The sequence below is a fragment of the Streptomyces sp. NPDC018000 genome, from assembly GCF_044328025.1.
Lineage (GTDB): Bacteria > Actinomycetota > Actinomycetes > Streptomycetales > Streptomycetaceae > Streptomyces.
This window is the reverse complement of record NZ_JBIRGM010000004.1, coordinates 374,746-388,741: the sequence shown is the minus strand read 5'-3', so window position 1 is coordinate 388,741 and position 13,996 is coordinate 374,746. Positions and strand designations below refer to the sequence as shown.

Here is a 13,996-nt window from a genome sequence, read left to right as displayed (position 1 = left end):
TCATGAGGTCTCCTTGGGACGGCGAGCGCGTCCGGCTGTGGCGATGGTCAACAGCAGCACCCAGGTGACGAGCAGGCCCATCACCGAAACGGCCACCGACATCTGGGCCTGCGATCCGCTGATGGCGAGGATCCACACGGCGAAGGGCTGGTAGCCGAGGATCGCGGCGACGGTGTACTCACCGAGCACCAGCGCCAGGGTGAGAAACGCCGTGTTGAGCAGCGCTCCGCGCAGGTTGGGCAGAACGACATGCAGAAGGGTGCGCGGCCATGGCGCCCCGCAGGCCCGGGCGGCCTCGACGAGCACCCGCAGGTCGATGGCTGCGAGCCCGGTGTCGAGCGTGCGGTACGCCAGCGGCAGCGCCATCAGCGTGTACGCCAGCACCAGGACGAGGGGGAATTGCGGATTCTGCAGTGCGACCAGCGCTTGGAAGAGCGGTGTGCCGACGAAATGATCCGATCCCCAGCCCAGCACCGCGCTGATTCCCGCGACAAGGGCAACGGCAGGTACGACCAGCGGCAGCAGACACACGATCTCTACGAGTGTGCGCAGGCGTGGTGCGGCCAGCCGGACCGTGACCAGAGCGGGCACGAGCAGACCCAGAACGAGCACGATGGTGGCGGCGGCCAGCTTCAGAGTCAGAGCCAGACTGTCGGTGAAGCCGCCGGCGGTGAGGATGCCCGTGTAGGCCTCGAAGCCGATGTCCTGACCCGGGACGCCGGCGCCGATGCTGAAAGCCACGGCACATGCGAGCGGGACGAGGAAGTACGCACCGGTGAGCGCCAACACGGTGGCGCGCCCATATCGGAGCGATTTCAGGCGAGCCATCGCGCGCTCCTGCGCTGAAGCGGCAGCTGAATGGCCATCACGAGCCCCGCGACCAGCACCATGTCGACACCGAGCGCGAGCGCGATGTTGCCCTGGCCGACCAGGACGTTCCCGGACAACGCGTCCGCGATCTGCATGGTGACCAGCGGCACCGAGCTGCCGACCATCGCTGCGGCGGTCGCGTAGGCGCTGAACGCGGTGCCGAACAGCAGGACATAGCCGCCGAGCAGTGACGGCATGAGGACCGGCAGCGCGACATGTATCCAGTACTGGAAGGCGTTCGCGCCGTTGTTGCGGGCGGCTTCCCGCCACTGCCGTCGCAGCCCCTCCAGAGCCGGGGTGAGCGTGAGAACCATGAGCGGCACCAGGAAGTAGAGGTAGACCAGGGCCAGACCCCAGAAGCTGTACAAGCTCCAGCCATGGCTGAGCAGGTTGAACCGGCTCGTCAGGACACCGGCGTTGCCGAGCGTGGCCACGAACGCGAACGCGAGCGGCACACCGCCGAAATTCGCCAGTACGCCCGACCCCGCCAGGGCCGCCTCGCGCAGGGCGCGGAATCGCGAGGTCACGACCACGTACGCGATCGGCAGGCCGACGACGGTGGCGATCAACGCGGAGACGGCGGAGAGCTTGACGCTGCCGAGCAACGCGGTCAGGTAGGGGCCTTGCAGCGAGGAGCTCATGTTCGCGCTGGTGAGGCGGGCCCCTCCCGGCGCGGACTGCGGTGTCGTGAAAGCGCCGAGGACCATCGTCCCGAGAACGAGACCGAACACCACGGTGGCGAACACGAGCAGCGGCACGGCACCGAGCCACCCCGCCGAGCGCGGAATGCGCCGCCGGGCGGACCCGAGCCCGGCCCTGCTGCCGAAGGAGCGGGTCCGGCTGCTGCCCCCGGCCATCTGGACGGCGCTCATCCGGCGACTGCCTGGGACCAGCCCTGGACGACGGCCTGCTTGGCCTTGCTGATCTGGCCCTCGGTGGGGAAGGCGGCCGGGCCGTTGCCGGGTGTCTTCGGCAGTTCGGCGGCGAAGGTCGCGTCGAGAGTCCCGGACTTCTGCATCTCGGGCATCAGCACGGGCCGGGCGTGGCCCTTGAGCCACAGGTTTTGACCCTCGGGGCTGTACAGGAACTCCTGCCACAGGCGGGCCGCGGCCGGGTGCGGTGCCCACTTCACGATCGCCTGGGAGTAGTACTCGGCGTACACACCGTCGGACGGGATGCTCACCTTCCAGTCGACGCCCTTGGGGCGGAGGTCGTCCGCGTACCCGGTGTTGAGGTAGTCCCAGGTGATGCTGATCGGCGTCTCGCCCTTCTGGATGGTCGCAGGGCTCGACTCGACAGGATTGAAGTTGCCGGCCTTCTTCAGGCGGGCGAAGAAGTCCAGGCCGGGCTTGATGTCGTCGAAGGAACCCTTGTTGGCGAGTGCCGAGGCGTACACGGCGCCGAAGGCCGAGCTGGACTTCGTCGGGTTGCCGGTCAGCGCGATCTGACCCTTGTACTGCGGATCCATCAGCTCGGAAAACGTCTTCGGGCACTTCTTGACGCGGGCCGCGTCACAACCGATGGAGACATAGCCGCCGAAGTCGTTGTACCAGCGAGCCTGGGCGTCCTTCTGCGCCTTAGGGATCTGGTCGAACGCGCTGACCCGGTACGGCGCCAGAAGGTTCTGCTCGGCCGCGCTGGTGGCGAAGGCACTGCCCACGTCGATGACGTCCGGAGACCGGTCCTGGCCCTTGCGGGAGGTCACCGCGTTGATTTCGTCCTGGCTGGAGGCGTCGGGGTTCTCGACCTCGACCTTGATTCCGTACTTCTTCTCGAAGGCGTCGATGATCTCGCCGTAGTTCGCCCAGTCACGGGGAAGGGCGATGGCGTTCAACTTGCCCTCCTTCTTCGCGGCAGCGACAAGGGCGTCCATGCCCCCGAAGTCCTCTGCCGAAGTGGCGGTCGCGGCCTTGCCACCGCCGCCACCGGTCTCATTTGCGCTGGTCACGCCGCATGCACTGAGCCCAAGCGTGGCCACGACGACGGAGCAGGCAAGGCCTGCGGTGCGAGCGCGGTGCAGTCTCACAGGGTTCTCCTGGAAAGAGATGGAGTTGGCTGTACAACTTGGCTCATTACCTCTGGGGGCTGTGTACGGGAGGTGAACGCCGATGTACGGGCCGGGGAGCTTCTCCGGAAGAGAGCGCGGGTCACGCAGCGAGAGCGCCCGGCCGGTGAGCCGGGCCCGGGGAGTGGATAGGGTCGGGCCAGAGCGTCGACAGGCGCTGAGGGAAGGAGAACGACATGGCAGTCGCGGGGGGCGGCACCACCGAAGCCCGGTATCGACGGCTGGCGGCCAGCTTGCGTGAGGCCATAGCTGCCGGCGCCTTCGGCTCGGACGGCCGGCTGCCCAGCGAGGAACAACTCGCCCAGCAGTACGGCGTGTCACGCGGCACCGTCCGTCAGGCGTTGGCGGTGCTGCGCGCCAACGGCCTGGTCACATCCCGACGTGGCACGCGGCGGGTCGTGCTCGGCACCGCACCTACCCAGAGCTTCTTCGAACTGCTGAGCTTCACCCGCTGGGCACGTTCGCTCGGAGAGGAGCCGGGAGGCCGCACGATCGACATCAAAAGTTGTCCGGCCAACCCGTCGGAGTGCGAGCAGCTCAGCCTCGCACCCGGGTCGCAGATATACCGGGTGCTGCGGCTACGGACGCTGTCGCGTGTCCCGATCATGATCGAGCGGACCCTCTACCCCGAGCACATCGGCGCCATGATCGCCCGCCTTGAGCCCCATGCGATTTCACATACCGAGCTCCTGGCGGAGGAGGGAGTGGTGTTCGCGGACACAGAGCACACCATTGACCTCGTTCACGCCGAGGCCGACGATGCGCGCCTGCTCGGCTGCGCCCCGGACGCGTCGCTGATGCGAGAGCGGCGGCGGGCCACGGACCAGTCGGGCAGACCGTTGCTGTGGTCGGACGACCGCTTTCTGCCGGGCACGATTGCCTTCACGGTGCACAATTCGGTGGCGACAACGGCTCTGTCGCGCCGACGCGGCTGACCGGCAGGATACGGCGCAGTCTGCCGGGCGGCCCCGGGCGGTTGCGCCACTCGCGGGGATAGCCCACCGACACCTCTTCGAAGCGGACGCCCTCGTGCCAGGTGGTCCGCGGGATGTGGAGGTGGCCGTAGACCATGGCGGCCACGCGGAATCGGCGGTGCCAGTCGGCGGTCAGCCGGGTGCCGCACCACATGGCGAACTCGGGGTACCACAGGACGTCTGTGGGGTGGCGGTCCAGCGGGTAGTGGTTGACGAGGACCGTGGGCAGGTCGTCGGGGAGTGCGGCGAGTCGGCGTTCGGTCTCCGCCACCCGGTCCCGGCACCAGGCCTCGCGGCTCGGGTAGGGGTCCGGGTGCAGCAGGTATTCGTCGTTGCAGACGACGCCGGTTTCGTGCGCGTAGGAAAGCCCCTCGTCCTTGGTGGCGCAGCCGGCCGGCAGGAAGCTGTAGTCGTACAGGAGGAACAGTGGTGCCACGGCGACCGGGCCGCCGGGGCCGTCCCAGACCGGGTAGGGGTCCTCCGGGGTGGTTACGCCCAGTTCGCGGCACAGCTCGACCAGGTGCTCGTAGCGGGCGGCGCCACGGAGGGTGATGGCGTCCTTCGGATGGGTCCACAGTTCGTGGTTGCCGGGAGCCCAGACGACCTTGCGGAAGCGGCTCGCCAGCGTCTTGAGGGCCCAGTGGATGTCAGCCACCTTCTCGGCGACATCCCCGGCCACGAGCAGCCAGTCGTCGTCGGAGTCCGGCGCCATGCGCTCGACCAGGGCACGGTTCTCGGCGTAGCTGATGTGCAGGTCGCTGATGGCCAGCAACTGCCCGGTACCGTCGGCCACCGATGTCCCCCTCGTCCCTCGCACGCACGCGACCGGGACCACGAGAACACACCCTGCCGCGCTCGGACAAGAGTGTTCGAGTGCCAGGGCAGGTGCGTCGCACTGGACCAGCCGCGTACACGTAAAAGACGAAGAGCTGTTGTTTATGTTGTCAACGCACCTCCCTCTGTGACAGGGGTTGCGGCCCGTGTACGCTGGCGGCTATGAGGGACAACTCCGCTTCACCGGTCGGCCCCCTTGTCACCGGTTCCGAGATCGCCCGGTTGGCCGGTGTCACTCGGGCCGCTGTCTCCAATTGGCGTCGGCGCTACGACGACTTCCCCGCGCAGGCGGGAGGTGCCGCGAACAGTCCGCTCTACGCACTCTCCGAGGTCCAGGCATGGCTGGACAAGCAGCGCAAAGGCCATGAGGTGTCACCCGAGGTCGAGCTGTGGCAGGCCATGCGGGCCGCCTACGGGGAACAGATGCTCACGGGCCTGGCCGAGGTGGCTGGGGCGCTGGCCGGAGAGCATGAGCCGGGACTTCCGGGCGATGTCGCCACCCGTGTACAGAGGCTCGCTCGGACCGAAGCGCCTGTCGAGCTCGTCAACGGACTGACGGAACGATTCATGGACTCCGCCCGGCGTGCTGGATCGGACCAGGTGACCTCGGCGCGCGTGGTGCGTGCCGTGTGCCACTTCGCTCCCGAGCTGCCGGCCGACGCCACGGTCCTCGATCCGGCCTGCGGAATCGGGGTGCTGCTCCTGTCCGTCGCCGCCGAAGCGGGAATGCGCTGCTGCGGCCAGGAGACGGATGCCGACAGCGCTCATTTCGCGCAGCGTCGCGCCGACCTCCTGGGTCGTTCAGGCGTGCGCATCGTGCCAGGTGATTCTCTGCGCGCGGACGAATGGCCGGAACTCAAAGCGGACCTCGTTGTCTGCGACCCGCCGGCCGGTGTGACCGAGTGGGGGCGAGAGGAACTGCTGCTCGACTCCCGCTGGGAACTCGGTACCCCGTCCAAGGCCGAAGGGGAGCTCGCGTGGCTCCAACACGCCTATGCGCACACCGAGCCCGGCGGCCAGGTCCTCATGGTCATGCCTGCCTCGGTCGCCTACCGCAAGGCGGGCCGCCGCATCCGGGCAGAACTCGTACGCCGGGGCATCGTGCGCCAAGTGGTCGCCCTGCCACCGGGGACGGCGACCTCGCACGCCCTGCCCGTCCATCTGTGGTGTCTGCGGCGCCCCGAGAACACGGGAACTGCGGACACGAACCGCACCGTGCGCATGGTCGACCTGACCGGCAACAGCCCCGACGGGAGCCTGGAACCACGCCCCGACCAGGTCGCCGACGTGCCGCTGATCGAGCTCCTCGACGACACCGTCGACCTGACGCCCGGCAGCCATATGCGGGCCCGGCACCGGGACTATCCCGGCGAATACGCCACCTTGCGCAAGGAACTGGAGGACCAGATCCGCCGGCTTGCCGCACTCCTGCCCGAACTCGCGCCGGGCGGCGGACCGGGCTCACTGGACGGCGCCACCACCAGCGTTGCGGACCTCGCCCGCGCCGGGCTCGTCGCGCACGACGGTCCGGAACCGGTCTCGGCCAGCGAGCAACTCGACACGGACTATCTGCAGGGATTCCTGCGCAGTTCCTTCAACGCCCGCCGGTCCACCAGTGCCAGCGGGACCTACCGCCTCGACGGCAGGGGTTCGCGCATCCCCCGCATGGGCATCGACGCGCAGCGTCGGTACGGCTCCGCCTTCCGGGCCCTGTCCGTGTTCGGGGAAGGAATGCGCAAGGTCGACGAACTGAGCCGGCAGCTCGCCGAAGTCGCCCGTGACGGCCTGGCCACGGGCGCCCTGACACCGGAGGAGTGAGGGCGGGGCGACTCAAGTGCTTTCCGGAGCGGACGACGAGCGGAGGGGGCGTATGGGGAACCGACGGCTGCATGGGTTTCTCGGCGTTGTGGCCGGGCTGGCTCTCGCGGTGCTTCATGATCACGGGTGTGGTGTGCCCCCGGCCAGCCTTCCGGCGATGTCCCGGAGAGCCGACAGGATCCGTCCAGGTTCCCGGGAGAGGTCGAGGGTGTGCTGGTACAGCCGCACTCCTCGTCCGTCCGGCCCGGTGGTTCCGCGTACCTCGTGGAAGCGCTCCGGTTGCCGTCCCGCCGCGTACACGAGGTGAGCCTCACGCAGACCGAGGACCGTGGCGTACGCGAGGGCCTGGTACAGGTCGGCGTTGAGGAGCCCGTCGGCCTTCTCGATCTTGTACTTGGCGTCGACCACGGCGACCGGAGTGCGACCGTCCCCGGTGCGGACGACGAGGTCGGGACGCATCCTCACCAGACCCGCGGTGTCGAGGCGGTGGGGGTCCTGGAGTCGCGCGGTCAGGCCGTGCTCACGAAGAGCCTCACGCAGCGCGACCGTGACAAAGTCCTCGAACAGCTTGTTCATGTCGAGCAGGAAGCCGTCCACCGCGAGCGGTTCGGCCTCGGCCGGCCGGTGCTCCGGCGAGGCGCCACGCAGGACGGCCTCGGCGAGTCGCAGTGCGGGCTGATAGCGGGAGTTGAGCCGCGACGGATGCCAGAGCGGTAGTTCCTGGCCTCGTATCAGAGGCTGAGCATCGGCGAGACGCAGGCGCTGATGAGCGAGGCGCCGACGGACCGGGCCGGGGACTCCCGGCAGCCGCAACAACTGCTCGACGGCAGCGCGCAGTATGCGGTTCTCGGCGGTGTCGGCGGTGAACGCGTCGTACCTGATCTCCACGGGTGGCGTCCGGCCGAAGTGCCGCCGGATCTGCTCGGCCTCGCACAGCCGCCCGCGCACGACCAGCGCGGACTCCTCCACCTCGCGGTAGCCCTGGAGAACCCCCTGCCGCAGAGCCGCATCGATCTGCCGCTCCACGGCGTGCGCGAGCGCGGGGACGACGTCGTCGTGAGCCCCGGTGTCGACGGCGCCCTCCTGGCTGTCGCGCCAGGCACGTGCCGGGTCGAGGCTGAAGCCGAGGAGGAAGAACAGCCGGCTCACCGGGGTCTTGGGCATGATCCGTACGACAGGACCGCCAGGAGTGCGCACGGCGCCGACCCGGCTGCCCGCTCGTAGCAACCAGTGCCCCTCCCGGCCGGGATCCGGGGTCACGCTCTGCAGGATTCCGGAGGCGGCAAGGGCTCGGCCGGCCTCGGCGGCCAGCGGGACGGAGAGCGCGGGCCCGTACTCGCGCAGCGTCACATCCGGCACGGTCACAGGCGCTGCTCGCGCAGCGAGTCGAGGCCGTAGCGGGCGGCGACGTCGAGACCCTCGCCGTAGTGGTGCTCCTCGAGCAGCGGCAGGATCTTTGTGCGCCAGGTGCGTTCGAGGCCGCCGTCGCGGTACACGCCCGGTTTCATCAAGTAGGAGGGCCCGATGGCGAAGTCCGGGTCGTCGATGCGGGCGTTGAGAGCGTCGAGAAGGTGAGCGGGTTCCAAGTCCTTGCCCTCGCGTCCCAGCCATCGTGCGAGCAGCCCGGCGGTCGGCTCGGTGCGGGGGGACAGCTCCACGAACGCGAAACGGCGCCGCATCGCCGCGTCCACCAATGCGATCGACCGGTCAGCGGTGTTCATGGTGCCGATCACGAAGAGGTTGGGAGGCAGGGCGAAATCGTCTCCGGAGTAGGTGAGACGGACAGACCGCGTCCGGTACTCCAGCAGGAAATACAGCTCACCGAAGACCTTCGCGAGATTGGCCCGGTTGATCTCGTCGATGATCAGGAAGTGTGGGACGTGCCGATTGCCCTCGCGGGAGGCGAGATCGGCGAGTTCCCGCAGCGGCCCCGCCGTCAGCCGGAAGGCCACTTCCCGCGTCTCGCCGTCCTCCACGGGCCGGAACCCCTCGAAGAAGTCCTCGTAGGCGTACGACGGATGGAACTGCACGATCTTGACCTGTTCGGGACCGCCGCCGAAGTGCTCGGCCAACTTCATCGCCAGGTAGGTCTTGCCCGTGCCGGGCGGGCCGTAGAAGACCAACTGCCGCTCATCTGTGAGAAGTTCACGTATCTCATCGAGCCAGTCCTTCTCGTGGACGAGGAGGTCGGCAGCGAGAGCCTCGGTGACGCCCGGCAGCGACAACTCCCGCGGTGCTGCTCGCTCGGTGGTGGGCTGCCGGACGGGCGAGCCGGATGCCACCGGGTCGGAGGGCACGGTGAGTCCGTCCAGCGCTTCCAGGACACCGGTCAGGTCGACGACGTCATGCTGCACGGAGAGCTTCTGCTGTACTTCCTCCGGCAGTTCCTCGTACGGGTGGCTGTCGGGCTGCCAGGAGACGGACCGCCGCAGATTGGACAGGCCGCCCGGGGACCCGGTCTGCACGGCCTCCCCGGTGATCCGCCCGAGGTGAAGTCGGCCGTCACCTATGGTGACCACCGTGTCGCCGATGCGCATCTGCGTCAGGAAGCCGTGCAACTCGTCGACGAGGCCCCGCTTCTGGTTGTACGAGGCCGCGCCCTCATACCCTTCCTCGACGAAGCGACGCAACGCGCTCTTGGTCGGATCGGTCTCCTCCAGGGGTGGCAGATGCGCACCGGCGAGCGAGACGAACCCCTCCTTCAACCACAGTTGCCGCACCAGGTTGTGCCCCGAGACATTGGAGCCACGCACCAACCACGCCTTGCGCGGGGGGCGCCAGGCGGTGGACAGGTAGTCGGCGAGCGGGTGGCCCTCAGCGGTTCGCCAGGACTCCGGCCCGGAACTGTCGTAGCCGTACACCAGCGCGGCGGCGGCGGAGGAGGAGTTGCACGGGATGTGACGTGTCGTCACCCATCGTGGCGGCATCTCTGGCAGGGCGGGGTCCACCGGGGCATCGACCAGTGCGCCGCTCGCCCGCAGATCCGCACGGAGTCGGCGTCCATGGTCACCGAGCCCGGGCCACGCCTCTGCCGCCACCATCGACCCCTCGTGCAGGAGGAACTTGTGCGTGCCGTTCCCGCCGAACTCGGTGAGCAGATGCCCGCGTGCCTCTCCACCGTCCTTGGGGAGCTTGATGCGGAACTCGGGCGCGCCGGGGAGACGGTCGGGCTGTGGCATGGGTGACCTTCCGGTTCGGGCGTGACAAGCGCGACACCGCACAGCCTAACCTGTTGACGCTGTCAAATTACTCTTCGTCACTCCCCGCTGTGAATGTCCCCCTGCTCCACCCGGCTTGACCCCGGCCCAGCACGACTGCCTGAACGCCCTGAAAATCGGCAGTGGCGTCTCTGTGCCGTCTTGCGCGGATGAGAGCGGTAGTCATCGGTCCGGAGCCGTCCGGACCCGGGTCAGGGACAGTGTCACAGTCCAGAAGGCTGAAGCCCGGGCGGCGACCGACCCCGGCTCGGGTTCCGGCCGGCCGGCTCATCCCAGCAGCAGTCGGCGGAAACGACCTCCTGGAGGCTTCACCGACTGGATGGTGTGCGGTTTCAGGCTGCTTCGGCGGGGTGGGCGGCGTTGGTCGGGACAACGTGCGAGAGTCCATGGGAAGCGAGCGGTTTCCGGAACGGTTTCCAGATCGCCGGGTCGGCCAGGTTGGTGAACAGCCCCTGGCAGGTGTTCGTTTCCCCGGTCACCAGTCCGTACACGACAGCCTTGTCCGAGGCGGATGCGTTCGGATCGAACAGCGGCCCGCCGCTGTCGCCGGGCGCGACCCGCGTTGCCGTGGTGCCCGCGCAGATGAACTTCTTGTCCCAGGTGCCTCCTTCGGTGTCGAACTCGGTGACGGGAAGCTTCGCTTCGCGCAGGCGTGACGGTTTGTCCGGATCGGCGAGGTCGGTACGCCCCCAGCCGGCGGCGCGCACGAGGCGACCCGGCTGCAGCTTCGTCCGCAACGGGGCAAGGGACGCACTCGCCTGGTCGGCGGGATCGTCGAGCACGACGAGGCCCAGGTCCGTGTTGGTCAGTGTCGAGAATTCGGGGTGGCTGTAGACGGAGAAGTGAGCATCGGTCACCACCGTTCCCCCGGGCGCACTCGAATCGGCCCGCCCCATGACGAGCCGGATCTTGACCTTGCCCTGTACGACGAACTTCGCGCAGTGCGCCGCCGTGGCGACGACTCGGCTGTCGATGAGAGCTCCACCGCAGAAGTGCGACCATGCCCCGTCGTCATCCTGTTGTTCGATCTGCACGACGAAGGGCCGTTTGCCGTCCGCGACCGGATCTCCGCCTACGATCGCCGAGGCGGATGGCGCGGCGGTACACACGATTCCGAACGCACAGGCACCCGCGAGGGCAGTGACCGCCTGTCGGCTCATTGACTTGCGCAAGAGGACACCCACTTCCGTATGCCACCGGGCACCACCCCGGCGGGCTCGTACGGGACCGGCACCCGGCCGGTCCCTTCAGGCCCCGATCCTGGGCCGGAAGCCCATCCGACGGGTCTCGACACCGTGTCAGGCACATCAGGGCATTCACTCAGCTGTGTATCAGCCATGGGCGGTCGCTTCCGGGGCATGCCCTATGCGGCGCGTCCCGGCACGTGCACGGGTGAGGTGCGGGACCGCCCATCGATCCGACAGATTGTTGTCGAGCTGCACGACCGTCATCCCCTTGCTTCCGGTGTCCGGGAGCCGGTGGCCGTTACGGGCCTGCGGTCTGCCTGACCGGCAAGCGCCCTCCCATTAGCAGGCTATGCGGGCTCTCGTCGGGTAGGGCGATCACTTGCGGGGCAGCGTGGAGAGCACCGCCCGGACGGTCTTGCCGCTGGGCGGGTAGGGGACGGTGTCCCAGTGGTCGGCGAGCGCGGCGACGAGCGCGAGGCCGCGACCGCCGGTGTGGAGCGTTCCGGGTGCGGCGCCCGTGGGTTGAATCAGCGGCCACCGATCTCCGCGGGCGTCGGTGACGTCGATGCGAAGGCGGCCGGGCGAAGCGTCGAACGCGAGCGTGAGCCGGAAGCTCCGGCCGGGCAGGAAGCCGTGGAGGGCGGCATTGTTGGCAAGCTCCGCAATGACACACTCGGCACGCTCCGTGAGGTCCTGCGGAGCGCCCCAGGACCGCAGCTGAGTCACGCCGAGGAGCCGGGCGAGCCGGGCGCCGCGCCGCGTGGACGACAGCAGCTGCGTGAAGGTGAGCTGTGAAACGTCCAGTTGGGGAAGGGACTGGTTCATGGCGTCATCGTGGCGGCCGCATGTGGCCGTATGCGAGCGCCGCACCCCGTACGCGGAGTCAGAGTACGGGCACATGGAGTAGCTGGTACGCGAGATCAGCCGTCACACTGAGTGGTGAACGTGGGTGGCGGCGAAGAGCTGTCGCGGGTGCGGTACGGAGAGAGGAGCGGCGGATGGACATCGTCGAAGGGGAGACGGCCGGGAGTGCCGAAGCCCGGACAACCCCGGCGGGGGAGTGGGAGCGGGAGCCTCATCCGTCGGACAGTCTGCGCACGTTCGGCGCGGTCGCCCAGGCCCTGCGCGAGCACGCCGGGCTCAGCCGGGCCGAGCTCGCCACGCGTGTCCGGTACTCCAAACACACTGTGGAGTCCGTGGAGTTGGGTCGCCGGATGCCGGACGAGGCGTTTGTCGAGCGCGCGGAGGAGGCGCTCGGCAACACGGGTGCCTTACGGAAAGCCGCCCGCCACCTCAGCCGCGGCGAGGTCGGCCTCGCCGCCTGGTTCCGGCAGTGGGCCCGGCTGGAGCGGGATGCGGTGAGCCTCTGCACGTATGAATGTCGGCTGGTGCCGGGGCTGTTGCAGTCGGAGGCGTATGCGCGGGCGGTGTTCGAGGGCACGATCCCGCTGCGGACCGACGATGAGCTGGAGGGCCAGCTCATGGCGCGGATGGAGCGGCAGCGGATGATGCGTGAGCGGCCCACGGTGCCGTTCAGCTTCATCGTCGAGGAGCACGTGTTCCGGCGGCGATTCGGGGACGCGGAGATGATGCGCGGGCTGGTGGACCACGTGTTGGAACGGAGCGCTCCGCGCAATGTGACGCTTCAGGTGGTGCCGTTGGAGGCGGGGTTGCATACGTGCCTGGACGGGCCGGTGCAGGTTCTGGAGACCAAGGAAGGACGGCGACTCGGCTACTCGGAGGGTCAGGAGAACGGGCGACTGATCTCTGACCCGAAAGGTGTGAGTGTGCTCTGCCACCGCTATGAAACACTGCGCTCGCAGGCCCTGAACCCAAAGGAATCCCGGGACCTGCTGGAGCGACTGCGAGGAGAGCTATGAGCAGCGGTACGACGGAACTCGCCTGGTTCAAGTCCAGCTACAGCGGCAGCCAGGGCGACAGCTGTGTGGAGATCGCGGTTGTCGAAGAGGCTGTTCACGTACGGGACTCCAAGGACCTGGCACGCCCGGCCTTCGCCGTGGGGCGCGAGGAGTGGGCGCCCTTCGTGAGGTTCGTGTCGGGTGTCTCGGAGGCGTAACCGAGCGCGGCACGGTTGATGAAACGGTCGCCGAGGTCGGGTTCCGGCCTCGGCACGGCCTTTGGCGTGGATTTCGCGGCCGCCTTCTTCTTCGCGGCGTTCTTGGCGGCCGTTGTGCCGCGTGCCTCGAACTTCTTCCGCAGCAGCGACAGTTGCTCGCGTTCCTGGACGGTCTGGTCGGCGGGCAGGGCGTTGACGAGAGCCCGGGCCCGGCTGAGCCCGTAGCGCTCCTGGGCCCGTTGTTTGGTGTTGATCACCGTACGAATCCGGGTGTGATACTGGTGGGCTCGCGTATTCAACTGTCGCCAGTCCTCGGGGAAACGAGGGCGACGTGGACCGTGTGTAGCGAGAGTAGATCGGTGACCCATTGCCTTGCCCAGGCCGGCTTGGGCGGTGCCGTCGAGTGTGTTCGGCGGCTGCCCTGCTTCGGTGCTCAGTCGTACCTCTCTGCGGGAGTGCTGAACGAGATCCAAACGTCAGGAGGCAAGTCCGGCCGACCTGGCACCCGTCTGCGTTCCTCAGTCCATGCGTCTCCGGCGATCTCCGTGGCGACGCGACGCCAGAAGTTCACCGCGCCCAAGTTGGCGTCCTGAAACGCGACCTCCCACGAACCCGGGTGCTTGGCCACGATCCCCTGAACAGCGCGCAGCCCGATCCCCGTTCTCCGTGCACCGCGCACCACGAAAAAGCTGTTCAGCACGCGCGTCGGGTCGTTCAAACTGCGTACGAACGCGAAGCCGGCAGGGCTGTCACTGATCATCAGGAGGTATGGCGCCCAGTCGGGATCAGAGAAGGCCATGTGGAGTCGATCGTTGCGGAAGGTTCCGTCGGCGTTGGGCAGCAGACCATGGAACTCCGACATGTCATGGCGGAACATCAGCCACAGCCGTTCCGCTATGGGACGGTCGGCAATGCCTGCAAGGCGAATAGATACGTCTGACACGAGACTCCTT

13 protein-coding genes are annotated in these 13,996 nt (G+C 68.2%); 4 read left to right on the top strand and 9 right to left on the bottom strand.

Translation table 11 applies throughout. From position 1 onward, the window contains the following. The 3 genes from ACH4EW_RS13425 to ACH4EW_RS13415 are packed head-to-tail and all read right to left on the bottom strand — an operon-like array spanning position 1 to position 2,896. The gene (locus ACH4EW_RS13425; RefSeq protein WP_398255541.1) at positions 1 to 828 is read right to left on the bottom strand and encodes an ABC transporter permease; all 828 of its coding nucleotides are present in this window, start codon (positions 826 to 828) and stop codon (positions 1 to 3) included. Continuing rightward, positions 816 to 1,742, bottom strand: coding sequence for an ABC transporter permease (locus ACH4EW_RS13420; protein ID WP_398255538.1), 927 nt, complete (start codon positions 1,740 to 1,742; stop codon positions 816 to 818). The genes ACH4EW_RS13425 and ACH4EW_RS13420 overlap by 13 nt, the downstream gene beginning before the upstream one ends. Continuing rightward, positions 1,739 to 2,896, bottom strand: a complete 1,158-nt coding sequence (locus tag ACH4EW_RS13415; protein WP_398255536.1) for an ABC transporter substrate-binding protein — start codon at positions 2,894 to 2,896, stop codon at positions 1,739 to 1,741. The genes ACH4EW_RS13420 and ACH4EW_RS13415 overlap by 4 nt, the downstream gene beginning before the upstream one ends. A 215-nt stretch (positions 2,897 to 3,111) precedes the next feature. Here ACH4EW_RS13415 and ACH4EW_RS13410 point away from each other — a divergent pair, with 215 nt between their 5' ends. Next, positions 3,112 to 3,870, top strand: a complete 759-nt coding sequence (locus ACH4EW_RS13410) for a GntR family transcriptional regulator (protein ID WP_398255533.1) — start codon at positions 3,112 to 3,114, stop codon at positions 3,868 to 3,870. Here ACH4EW_RS13410 and ACH4EW_RS13405 read toward each other — a convergent pair. Further along, positions 3,818 to 4,702 carry a metallophosphoesterase family protein gene (locus ACH4EW_RS13405; protein WP_398255530.1) on the bottom strand — a complete coding sequence of 295 codons (885 nt, stop codon included), beginning with the start codon at positions 4,700 to 4,702 and terminating at the stop codon, positions 3,818 to 3,820. The two genes, ACH4EW_RS13410 and ACH4EW_RS13405, sit on opposite strands and share 53 nt — an antisense overlap. 203 nt (positions 4,703 to 4,905) lie before the next feature. On the opposite strand from ACH4EW_RS13405, the gene ACH4EW_RS13400 reads away from it, so the two are divergent. Then, positions 4,906 to 6,561 carry a class I SAM-dependent DNA methyltransferase gene (locus ACH4EW_RS13400; protein ID WP_398255528.1) on the top strand — a complete coding sequence of 552 codons (1,656 nt, stop codon included), beginning with the start codon at positions 4,906 to 4,908 and terminating at the stop codon, positions 6,559 to 6,561. A gap of 120 nt (positions 6,562 to 6,681) precedes the next feature. Here ACH4EW_RS13400 and ACH4EW_RS13395 read toward each other — a convergent pair whose 3' ends face one another. From ACH4EW_RS13395 to ACH4EW_RS13380, 4 genes are all read right to left on the bottom strand, one after another. Further along, a complete protein-coding gene (locus tag ACH4EW_RS13395) occupies positions 6,682 to 7,926 on the bottom strand; it encodes an McrC family protein (protein ID WP_398255526.1) in 1,245 nt (414 codons plus the stop codon). Beyond that, the gene (locus tag ACH4EW_RS13390) at positions 7,923 to 9,740 is read right to left on the bottom strand and encodes an AAA family ATPase (RefSeq protein ID WP_398255524.1); all 1,818 of its coding nucleotides are present in this window, start codon (positions 9,738 to 9,740) and stop codon (positions 7,923 to 7,925) included. Before ACH4EW_RS13390 ends, ACH4EW_RS13395 begins: the two co-directional genes overlap by 4 nt. Positions 9,741 to 10,111: 371 nt before the next feature. Continuing rightward, positions 10,112 to 10,888, bottom strand: a complete 777-nt coding sequence (locus tag ACH4EW_RS13385; RefSeq protein ID WP_398255522.1) for a S1 family peptidase — start codon at positions 10,886 to 10,888, stop codon at positions 10,112 to 10,114. A 453-nt stretch (positions 10,889 to 11,341) separates the two neighbouring features. Then, on the bottom strand, positions 11,342 to 11,791 hold the full coding sequence (locus ACH4EW_RS13380) for an ATP-binding protein (protein ID WP_398255521.1): 450 nt from the start codon (positions 11,789 to 11,791) through the stop codon (positions 11,342 to 11,344). A gap of 173 nt (positions 11,792 to 11,964) precedes the next feature. Here ACH4EW_RS13380 and ACH4EW_RS13375 point away from each other — a divergent pair, with 173 nt between their 5' ends. Together ACH4EW_RS13375 and ACH4EW_RS13370 are read left to right on the top strand one after the other, a co-directional pair. Next, positions 11,965 to 12,846, top strand: a complete 882-nt coding sequence (locus tag ACH4EW_RS13375) for a Scr1 family TA system antitoxin-like transcriptional regulator (RefSeq protein ID WP_398255519.1) — start codon at positions 11,965 to 11,967, stop codon at positions 12,844 to 12,846. Continuing rightward, a complete protein-coding gene (locus tag ACH4EW_RS13370) occupies positions 12,843 to 13,043 on the top strand; it encodes a DUF397 domain-containing protein (protein ID WP_398255517.1) in 201 nt (66 codons plus the stop codon). The genes ACH4EW_RS13375 and ACH4EW_RS13370 overlap by 4 nt, the downstream gene beginning before the upstream one ends. Before the next feature lie 433 nt (positions 13,044 to 13,476). Here ACH4EW_RS13370 and ACH4EW_RS13365 read toward each other — a convergent pair whose 3' ends face one another. After that, positions 13,477 to 13,986, bottom strand: coding sequence for a GNAT family N-acetyltransferase (locus tag ACH4EW_RS13365; protein WP_398255515.1), 510 nt, complete (start codon positions 13,984 to 13,986; stop codon positions 13,477 to 13,479). Positions 13,987 to 13,996 lie beyond the last annotated feature (10 nt).